Below are 5,690 nucleotides of genomic sequence, written 5' to 3'. Positions count from 1 at the left end.
TTGTTGTGATCCGGCCGGCGGGGGACGGGCTGGCTGCACCGCTTGCGGTCGCAACGCAGTGGAGAGCCGGGAGGCGAAAAGAATTTGTCCCGCGAGGAATCTGCGCAGCAGAGGGGAAATTGTTTTCGCCGCACGGTGGCAGCCATGAAGCCCGAGGCGCAGCCGTGCCACCACCAGGATTCACAACGAGACAAGGACGCCTTGGGCCGAACCGCTCCGAAAGGAGATGTGGCCGGCTCGGCATCCCCGCATGAAGGCTTCGCCGATTCGCCCGCTGACGCGGGCCACGTCAACCGCTCGACGACTGGCGAGAACGCCCCCGCCGCACCTAGCGGCGCCGGTTTTGAGGCGTGGTGTGGAAGCTCCATAGCGATGCCGGACGGGTTGTCCGTGAACCGCCCTTCGTGACGTGGTGAGCAGGAGCTGCCAGCGTTGAGGACGGCACGCATCTGCACAACCTGCCGCAGCAAGTCTCAGCGTGTTCGCCAGCGCCCCGTCCATTGCGGCGGGGTGCTGGCCGGGCCGATCCGGCGTAGCCGGTTCGGCCGCATCGAGGGGTGCCAAGCTGCGCGCGGCGGGGATAGCCCGCAGGGCTTTCTCCTGGAGGCAAGCGAAGCGCGCAGCGCCGCAGGCGCGAAGGCGTGAGGGATTGAAGCCGAATGGCCGTGACGGCAAAGGCGGCACGGGGCGCAGCCCGCAAAGCCCGGTGGCGCACCGCGCCGACACGCGCAAGTCATTCTGGACGCCCCGCAAAGGGCCGAACGCAGAGTGACAGCAGAGGTAATCGCGTGGAAATCGAATCTCCGCAGGCGTCAGTCTGCTCCCAGTGCGTGGATGATGGGACAGTTGCCCTTCATCGCGCCCGCATCGCACTGGCACAGCAGTGTCGTGAGCGCCTTGCGCATCGCCGCCAGGTCGGCCAGCTTGGTTTCGATTGCCGCCAGCTTGTGCGAGGCCAGTTCGCGCGTTTCGGCACAGGCATGGGCCTCGTCGAGTTGGAGCAGGCCGCCGATCTCTTCCAGCGTGAAGCCCAATGCCTGCGCCCGCTTGATGAAGCGCACGCGCTTGACCGTGGTGGCATCGTAGCGGCGATACCCGTGGGCCGGCTTGTCCGGCTCCGGCATCAGCCCGCGCCGCTGATAGTAGCGGATGGTCTCGACGTTGACGCCGGCCTCGTCTGCCAGGCCCCCTATCGTCAGCTCGCTCATGGCTCAAACCCCTTGACTCCGTAGCATGGTACGGAGTTTAAAGTGGCAAGTGTCGAAGACGTTCGTACACGCCCATGCCCACCTTCAACTTCAAGAACTCGCTCGTCGCCGGAACACTGGCTGCCATCGGCGCCTCGGTGTGCTGTGTGGTGCCGTTGGTGCTGCTGATGATGGGCATCGGTGGTGCCTGGATCGCCAGCCTCACTGCGCTGGAGCCGCTGCGGCCCTGGTTTATTGCGGTAACGTTTCTGTTCGTGGGTCTGGCGTTCAGCCGTCTGTACTTTCAACAACCGGCCTGCGAGCCCGGCGCCGCCTGCGCCCAATCGAGCGTTCTCAAGCGCCAGCGGCTGATCTTCTGGGTCGTCGCGCTGGTGCTTCTCGCCTTGTTGTCGGTGCCTTGGCTGGCACCCTTGTTTCTCTGAAGGAACTCTCATGCACAAATCAGTCGCATCGCTGCTCGTCGCGCTGTCGCCGTTCGCTGCCTTGGCCGCAACGCCGCAGACGACCACGCTCCATGTGCAGAACATGACCTGCGAGCTGTGCCCGGTCACGGTGAAGAAATCGCTGGAGAGAGTGCCTGGCGTCAGCCAGGTCAGGATCGACTTCGCCAAGAAGACGGCGATCGTCACCTTCGACGCAGATCAGGCCCAAGTCTCGACGCTCGTGAAGGCGACCACCGACGCGGGCTACCCTTCGACGCTGCGCAAATGACAACCGGCACGCCCACACTGGAGTCGGTGCTGACCTGCCCGCACTGCGGCCATGCCCGGCACGAGACCATGCCGACCGATGCCTGCCAGTTCTTCTACGAGTGCGAACAGTGCAAGGCGTTGCTACGGCCGAAGGCGGGAGACTGCTGCGTGTTCTGCTCCTACGGATCGGTCAAGTGCCCGCCTGTGCAAATGCTGCGGGGGTGCTCCAGTTGCAGCACATGACGGACGCCAGCCATACGCCAGCAACCTGACTGGCGCGCTGCGTGGGCAGGCCGCTCGCGCATTTCAACGCCGCCGCCTGAGCCACTGCGAAGGCGGCGGCGTTCTGAATCGGTTGTTGGCCTTTGACACCGGGCGCGGCCACTGCCGCGCCCGGATTTGGCTTTCACCGCACCCAGGACGGAATGGCCTGGGCGCGGTGTTGATCGCGGTTATTCCTTCGTCTCGATGATCCACCATACGGCGCGCGCTAAGGCGCGGCCCGTGATGGGGTGAATGTCGGTGATGTCGGCGCGGGCCGTCCAACCCGAGGGCGGACGGTAGCCGCGCACGTCGCCATCGCCGTGCCACTGGCGGGCGCGTACCGTGCCAGGCGCATAGACCGTCGCCATGCGCGGGCGGCTGGTGGTGGTGCGGGTCATGGGAGCTTCTCTTTCCAGCGAAGCGCCCCGGTCGAGGCCGGGGCGCTTTTCTTCGACACGGATCAAGCGGCCAGCACCTCGGTGGGTTCATCCGCCATTGCTTCGGCATCCTCCGGTGCGTCATGCTCCGGGCCTTCCTCCTTCGGTCCTTCGCGCTTGAAGATGGTAGGCATCCACCCCGTGCCGTCGGCCAGCCGCTCGGCTTCGCTGGCAATGTCGGCCTTCTTCAACTTCGCCAGCCGGGTAACGTGTTCCGGCGCGAACTCGCCCACGGCTTGCAGAACCGCCGCTTTCGGAACGTGCTTGAAGTAGCCTTCTGCGGTCGGCTGCCACCATGCGGCCATGTCGAGGCCCACGGCCTGCGCCAATTCCTCACCGGGTTGCTGCACCGTGGCGCGGGGCGTCACCACGTCCACCGTGGAAGCCACGCATACGGCCAGCAGCCGCACCAGTTCGTCTTGCGGCTTCGCCAGCAGCGCGGCGAACAGTTCGGCGCTGTCCTCCGGCAAGGCTTCGCCCGCCACCTGTTGCAGTTCGCGCAGTGCCACGGCGGCGGGCGATTCCGGCCAGTCCGGGGCCATGCCTTCCAGCCGGTCTTGCACTTTCAAGCTCACGCCCAGCGGCAGGTCGTGGCCGTAGTGGCTGCCCTGCAAGATGGTCTGCACCATGCCATGCACCACGGCAGCCAGCGCGGCTTGCGGGTGCCGGGCGACTTCGATTTGCAGCGCGGCGGTGCGGTGGGCGCTCAACCGCTGCGCCAGCCGGTCAGACATGGCGGCGATCTTGGGCTGTTCGTCGTCCTCGCCTTCGTCGTCGTTTCCGGCTTCGCCTTCGCCGCCGAAACCCTGCCGCAAGCGTTCCAGCGTGCGCAGCGCCTTGGCTTCGGCCTCACGCATCAAACCGCGATGAATCACGGTTTCGCCGTTGCGGTCGATGGTGACGATAGCCCCGGCTGCGGCCTTCACGTTCGGACTGTAGTCCTGCAAGCCATCTTCCAGCGCCTGCAATTGCTCGCCCACGGCTTCGCCTTCCTCTTGCAGCGCGTCGGCCTTGTCCTCGTCCTCGGCGTCCAGCGCGGCATCCACGGCTTCGGCCAGTTCGTGCAGCTTGGCTTGCAGCTTCTCGATACGTTGGGCCTCGCGCTTGATTGGCTCGCGTCGCTCCCTGGGCGCACGCTGGAAGGCGTGCAGGTCGGAATGGGCCATTCCCGGCGTGGCATCCACCCATGCCCAACCTTCGGCGCGAACATTGGCGGCAATGCCTGCCAGCCGGTCTTGCGCCAGCCGTTCCAGCAACGCGGCATCGGTCAGATACACGCCCGCGTCACCTTCCGCGAACAGGTCACGGCGGATGCCGCCGCCTGCGGCTTCGTAGCTGTCCAGCCCGACGAAGCGCACCAGCGGATGCCGGTAGGCGTCGATTTCCCGTTCGGTCAGGCGTTCGCGCAAGTGCGAGGGGTGGCGCTGCCATTGCGGGGCATCGTAGAACGCCGCTTCCTGCGCAGTGTGGTCGTCAGTGATGGCAAGGGCCATCAACTGGTCAAGGCTCACGGCATCGGCGCGATAGTCGGCCATTAGGCGCGGGGAGACATTCGCCAGCTTCAAGCGGCGCTGCACCACCAACGGCGTGACGGAAAAATCCGCCGCAATGTCCTCAATGGGCCGTCCTTCGGCCACCAGCGCCGCGAAGGCTTCAAACTGGTCTGCCGGGTGCATGGCCTCCCGCTGCACGTTCTCGGTGAGGCTGGCCGTGCGTGCGGTGCCATCGGCCACCAGCAGGCAAGGCACTTCCCATTCCTTGCTGATGCGATGCTTCTTCGCCAGCAGCTTCAAGGCGGCCAGCCTGCGGCCACCGGCCACGACTTCGTAATGCTCGCCATCGGCGGATGCGATCACGATCAGGTTTTGCAGCAGGCCCACGCGCTGGATGGATGCGGCCAGTTCGGGAATGGACATGCGCGGGGTCTTGCGCACGTTGCGGCCCGTGGGACGCAGCACCAGCCGCGACAGTGGAACCAGAATCAGGTTCTTGGTCGGGTCGGCGGCTTCCAGCGCGGGGGCTTGGATGGCGCGGGCTTCGGTTTGGGTGATGGCGTTCATGGTGAAAACTCCTTGCGGTTAGGAATGCAGCGATGAAAGAAGCGGCAAGGGCTGCTGCCTGCCCCTGCCGCGTGGGGATTCAGGCTTTCAACTGGCGCAGGCCATCGGCCAGCATCCAGAGGGCGCGATTGAGGCGCACATCGGAATCAATGCCCTGCACGGGGCGGGTACGTTGGCGGCGTCCGTTGGCGCTGCGGCCATGCAATCCGCCTTTGGTCAGGTTCTCCTGCGTGCGGTTGAACACGCTCCACAAGTCCGGGCGGCGGTCGTCGAACCGGCGCGGCATTCCACAAGTCCGGGCGGCGGTCGTCGAACCGGCGCGGCATCAGGATTTGCGATTCGGTGATGGGTGCGGGCTTGTCGGGGTCGTCGTACTTGAGCGACAGCGCAGCGCGGGCGAACACTTCGGCCTCGCCTTCGTCCAGCGTGATGCTGCGCATCAGGTCACGGGATTCCTTCACCCGCTCGAAGCCGCTCAACACCTCGAAAGCGCCTTCGATGACGTGCCCGGCCACGTCGCCTTTGTGGGGTACGCGCACGTCCGCCACGGTGTCGCCACACACAAGGCCATTGCTGCACACGAACCGGAACATCCCGGCCAGCATCTGATAGCTGCTGGTGCCGTCGTGCGAGTTCAGCAACACGATTTCATTGGCTTCCGCGCCGTTGATCTGGCTGGCGTGGCGCAGGCGAATCATGTGTTTGGTGTGCTCGCGGCGGCCTTCATCGCGCACGCGGGTCTGCGTCACCATAAAGGGTTGAAACCCCTCCTTGCGAAGCTCGGTCAGCACCGTGGCGGTGGGGATGTAGCTGTACCGCTCGGAACGGCTCTCATGCGGGGCATCCGCGAAGATGGACGGGGCCACCCTGCGAATCTGGTCATCGGACAGCGGGTAGTCGCTGCGCAGTGCTGGGGAATGGGAAGCGAAACGGGATGCGAGTTGCATGGTCTTTCTCCTGACGAAAAGGGTTTGCTGTTCAAACCGCACACCGGATTCCTAGATTCGGAGCCCAGCCTTTCGGCTGTTC

The 5,690-nt window shown here is 65.4% G+C and carries 6 protein-coding genes and 1 pseudogene; 3 read left to right on the top strand and 4 right to left on the bottom strand.

What is annotated here, in order from left to right; translation table 11 throughout:
- Positions 1–812: 812 nt before the first annotated feature.
- Positions 813–1,208 carry an Hg(II)-responsive transcriptional regulator gene (merR, locus tag ABS45_RS17595; RefSeq protein WP_041111068.1) on the bottom strand — a complete coding sequence of 132 codons (396 nt, stop codon included), beginning with the start codon at positions 1,206–1,208 and terminating at the stop codon, positions 813–815.
- A gap of 74 nt (positions 1,209–1,282) precedes the next feature.
- On the opposite strand from merR, the gene ABS45_RS17590 reads away from it, so the two are divergent.
- Genes ABS45_RS17590 through ABS45_RS17580 form a run of 3 tightly spaced genes read left to right on the top strand, consistent with a single transcriptional unit; the run spans position 1,283 to position 2,143 of the window.
- Positions 1,283–1,630, top strand: a complete 348-nt coding sequence (locus tag ABS45_RS17590; protein ID WP_041111070.1) for a mercuric transporter MerT family protein — start codon at positions 1,283–1,285, stop codon at positions 1,628–1,630.
- 10 nt (positions 1,631–1,640) lie between these two features.
- On the top strand, positions 1,641–1,919 hold the full coding sequence (gene merP / locus ABS45_RS17585) for a mercury resistance system periplasmic binding protein MerP (protein WP_041111072.1): 279 nt from the start codon (positions 1,641–1,643) through the stop codon (positions 1,917–1,919).
- A complete protein-coding gene (locus ABS45_RS17580; protein WP_080773470.1) occupies positions 1,916–2,143 on the top strand; it encodes a GDCCVxC domain-containing (seleno)protein in 228 nt (75 codons plus the stop codon). Before merP ends, ABS45_RS17580 begins: the two co-directional genes overlap by 4 nt.
- Positions 2,144–2,352: 209 nt before the next feature.
- Here ABS45_RS17580 and ABS45_RS17575 read toward each other — a convergent pair whose 3' ends face one another.
- The 3 genes and pseudogenes from ABS45_RS17575 to ABS45_RS17565 all read right to left on the bottom strand — a co-directional run bounded on the left by ABS45_RS17575 (position 2,353) and on the right by ABS45_RS17565 (position 5,608).
- Positions 2,353–2,562 (bottom strand): hypothetical protein, encoded by a 210-nt coding sequence (locus tag ABS45_RS17575; protein WP_094098081.1) that lies wholly within the window; start codon positions 2,560–2,562, stop codon positions 2,353–2,355.
- A gap of 62 nt (positions 2,563–2,624) precedes the next feature.
- Positions 2,625–4,661, bottom strand: a complete 2,037-nt coding sequence (locus ABS45_RS17570) for a ParB N-terminal domain-containing protein (RefSeq protein WP_291558288.1) — start codon at positions 4,659–4,661, stop codon at positions 2,625–2,627.
- Between the two features lie 79 nt (positions 4,662–4,740).
- Positions 4,741–5,608, bottom strand: a pseudogene (locus tag ABS45_RS17565) (DUF932 domain-containing protein).
- Positions 5,609–5,690 lie beyond the last annotated feature (82 nt).

The organism is Comamonas sp. SCN 65-56 (assembly GCF_001724135.1).
GTDB lineage: Bacteria > Pseudomonadota > Gammaproteobacteria > Burkholderiales > Burkholderiaceae_C > Comamonas_C.
Note: the sequence above shows the minus strand (reverse complement) of the source record. Positions and strands in the feature narration are given on the sequence as shown.